The sequence below is a fragment of the Methylobacterium dankookense genome (assembly GCF_902141855.1).
GTDB classification, from domain to species: domain Bacteria; phylum Pseudomonadota; class Alphaproteobacteria; order Rhizobiales; family Beijerinckiaceae; genus Methylobacterium; species Methylobacterium dankookense.
In genome coordinates, this window is sequence record NZ_CABFVH010000105.1 from 1 (window position 1) to 3,708 (window position 3,708).

3 protein-coding genes are annotated in these 3,708 nt (G+C 72.5%); all 3 read left to right on the forward strand.

Features of this window, described 5'->3' with window-relative positions:
- The coding region (locus MTDSW087_RS29670) for an MBOAT family O-acyltransferase (RefSeq protein WP_144769363.1) at positions 1 to 1,493 on the forward strand (1,493 nt) is incomplete at its 5' end.
- Positions 1,494 to 1,609: 116 nt separating this feature from the next.
- Positions 1,610 to 2,665 carry a hypothetical protein gene (locus tag MTDSW087_RS29675; protein ID WP_144769365.1) on the forward strand — a complete coding sequence of 352 codons (1,056 nt, stop codon included), beginning with the start codon at positions 1,610 to 1,612 and terminating at the stop codon, positions 2,663 to 2,665.
- A 2-nt stretch (positions 2,666 to 2,667) separates the two neighbouring features.
- Positions 2,668 to 3,708: AMP-binding protein (locus tag MTDSW087_RS29680; RefSeq protein ID WP_244948408.1), on the forward strand; the 1,041-nt coding region annotated here is incomplete at its 3' end.

A 3,708-nucleotide genomic window follows, 5' to 3' on the forward strand; every position in this document is an offset into this window, starting at 1 on the left:
TATTCCTGCCGTGTGCGGTGCTGGGCTTCTTCCTGATCGGCCGGAGCGGGCGGCCCGCCCTGGCGCTCGGCTGGCTCGCCGCGGCCTCGCTGGTCTTCTACGGACAGGCCGATCCCTGGTTCGTCCTCGTGCTCCTGGCCTCGCTGGCCTGGAACTACGCCGCCGGCCGCGTCCTGGCCCGCGGCAGGTCGCGCCAGCTCCTCGCCCTCGCGGTCGCCGGCAATCTCGGCGTGCTGGCCTGGTTCAAATATGCCGGCTTCTTCGCCGGGCTCCTCAACGCCCTCTCGGGCGCCGCGCCCTTCACCCTCGAGACCGTGGCGATCCCGCTCGGCATCTCGTTCTACACCTTCCAGCAGATCGCCTACCTCGTCGACACCCGTGACGGCCTCACCGCCGAGACCGACCTGCTGCGCTACCTCGCCTTCGCCACCTTCTTCCCCCAGCTCCTGGCCGGCCCCATCGTCCGCCACGCCGAGGTCGCCGGCCAGTGGCGCGACCCGGCCACCTACGCCCCGCAGGCGCGCAACATCGCCCTCGGCCTGTCCGCCCTCGCCATCGGCCTGTTCAAGAAGGTCATCCTGGCCGACAACCTCGCCCCGGCCGCCGACATCGCCTTCGACCTCGCCGCCCAGGGCGCCCATCCGCCGCCCGGCCTCGCCTGGGTCGGCGCGACCTCCTACGCCCTGCAACTGTATTTCGACTTCTCGGCCTATTCCGACATGGCGATCGGCCTGGCGCTGATCTTCAACATCCGCCTGCCGTTCAACTTCGCCTCGCCCTACAAGGCCGCGAGCATCATCGCGTTCTGGGAGCGGTGGCACATCACCCTGACCCGCTTCCTGACCACCTATCTCTACAACCCCGTGACCCTGCACCTCACCCGGGCGCGCCTCCGGGCCGGGAAGGGGGGCCTGCGCCGCTCGTTCGAGCCGGGGCCGTTCCTGCACCTGATCGCGACCCCGACCATCCTGACCATGGCCCTGTCCGGGCTCTGGCACGGGGCCGGCCTCCAGTTCGTCGCGTGGGGGCTGCTCCACGGCCTGATGCTGGTGGTCAACCGGGCCTGGCGGCTCGGCGCGGGCGCGCTCGGCGGCCTCCGGATCCCGCGCCCGGTCGGGATCGGGCTGACCTTCCTCTGCGTGACCGTCGCGCTGGTGTTCTTCCGGGCGCACGATCTCGGGCACGCGCTCACGCTCCTCGGCGGCCTCGCCGGGCTGGCGGGCGAGTCCGCGGGGAGCGCCTCCGCCGAGGGCAGCAAGCTGCTCCTGCTCGGGCTGTTCATCGTCTGGGTCCTGCCGAACACGCAGCAATGGCTCGGCCTCGCCCCGTGCAAGGCCCTCGACGCCTGGCGGACCCTCCAGAGCGCCTTCGAGCCCGGGCCGCACGGCCGGATCCGGTTCCTGCACGGCGCGCTCGCGGGGGCGATCCTGGGCCTGGCCCTGCTGCGCCTCCTCGGCGAGGCGCCGGCCGAGTTCCTCTACTTCACCTTCTAGACCATTTCCCATGATCCTCGGATCACGGAAAATGGCCTATCTCACTGATTGAGCCGCATTTTCTTTCGCGGAACCGGCACCCACTTCCGCGGACAATGCTCTAGGAGGTTCCGAGCATGAGGGCTTACCTGCTTGGGCTCTGCGCCGGCGGCCTCGCGGCCGTCACGGCCATCGCGGGCGGCTTCGCCGCCGCGATGCACCTGAGGCCGCAGAACCTCATCGCGCCCGCGATCTCCAGCGTGGAATCGGTCAACGAGAAGTTCCGCTTCCTGCGCAACCGCCCGGACCTCGACCCGCAGGTCATCGCGGTGGGCTCCTCGATCACCTGGCGGCACATCGACGGCGCCGCCCTCTCGGCCGGGACCGGCGCGAGCGTCCTGAACGGCGCGACGGGCCTGCTCGCGGTGCACCAGACCCGGGCGCTGACGCGGCTCTACATGGACCTCTACCCGCGCGCCGCGACCTTCGTCATGCTCACCAGCCTGACCGATTTCGGCGCATGCACGCGGAACGGCACGCTCTTCAGGCCCGACGACGCCGCGGCCTATATCCGCCGGGAGCGGGCGGAGCTGTTCTTCTACCTCAAATACCTGACCCTGGCCCGCTACTACGCGGCCGCGCGCAGCTGGCCCGAGGCGACCACGCCCTTCACCGGCGACCGCTGGCTCGACGCCTACGGCTCGAGCCCGATGCAGGTCGCGGACCGGGGCCTGCGCTACGGCGCCCTGCCGTTCGACGCGACCTGCGTCGAGGAGCTCAAGCGGTTCTCGAGCGAGCTGCGGGCCCGCGGCCGCCAGCTCGCCGTCGTCGTCATGCCGGCCCGTCCGGAATACCTCGCCCGCTATCCCGACGCCGCGATGCAGCTCGACACGGTGATCGACGAGGCGGAGCCGCAGTTCCGTACCGACGGCAACCTGCTCGTGGACTTCCGCGACGTCGCGGTCGAGAGCGCGGATTTCTGGGACGCCTTCCACCTGCAATGGTCGGCGGTCCGGCGCATCAATCCCGCCCTCACCGCGAAGCTGATGCCCTTCCTGCGACGCAGGAGCATCCGGAACGTGAGCACCGCGCACGAGGATGCGGATTGCTGCGCGGGGCAGGGGCAGGGGGTGGGGCAGGGGGAGGGGCAGGGGGTGGGACAGGTTCTGGGGCAGGGGAGGGCGGCCCCGTGACGATGCCGCTCTCCCCCCGCGCCGATGGCCTCGCGGCCGAGCCCGCCCACCCGGCGGCCGAGACGCTCACCGCCGCCCTCGCCCGGTCGGCGGCGCTGTTTCCCGACCGGCTCGCCCTCTGGGCGCGGGGCGAGACGCGGAGCTTCGCCGCGTTCTGGGGCGAGGCCTGCACCCTCGCGGCGGGGCTGATCGACGCCGGGATCCGGCCGGGCGACCGGGTCGCGATCCTGAGCACGCGCACCGTCACCGCCTACACCGCCATCGCGGCGAGCTTGCGCGCGGCGGCGACCTACGTCCCGCTCAACCCGCGCTACCCGCCGGACCGGAACCGCAGCATCCTGGCGGCCTCGGGGGCGCGCGCGCTGATCGTGGACCGCCGCTGCGCCGCCCGCTTCGCCGCGTTGCTGGAGGCCCCGCCCCCCGGCCTGGACGTGGTGCTGGCCCCGGAGCGCGACACGCCGCCGCCCGCGGCCCGGACCCTGTTCCTCGATCCCGGGGACCTGGATCCGTCCGCAGCGCGGCGCGGCGTCTGGCCCGCGCCGGCGCCGGCCGACCTCGCCTATCTGCTGTTCACCTCGGGATCGACCGGCGCGCCCAAGGGGGTCCCGATCAGCCATGCCAATGTCGCGGCCTACCTCGCCGGGATCGCCGCCGTCGCCCCGGTCGTGCCGGAGGACCGGCTGATCCAGCTGGTCGACCTCACCTTCGACCTGTCCGCCCACGACATGTTCGCGGCCTGGACGAACGGCGCGGCGATCGTGAGCGTCCCCGAGAACGCGACCCCGCTCGCCCCCCGCTTCGTGCAGGAGCAGGCGGTGACGCAGTGGCTGTCCGTCCCCTCCGCCATCGGCATCGCGCATCAGGCCGGCCTCCTGGGCGCCGGCACGCTGCCGAGCCTGCGCGGCTCGCTGTTCTGCGGCGAGGCCTTCCCTGCCTCGCTCGCCCGGATCTGGGCGCGGGCCGCCCCGGACAGCGCGATCCACAACCTCTACGGCCCGACCGAGGCGACGATCGCCATCAGCCACTTCGCCTACCGGCCGGAC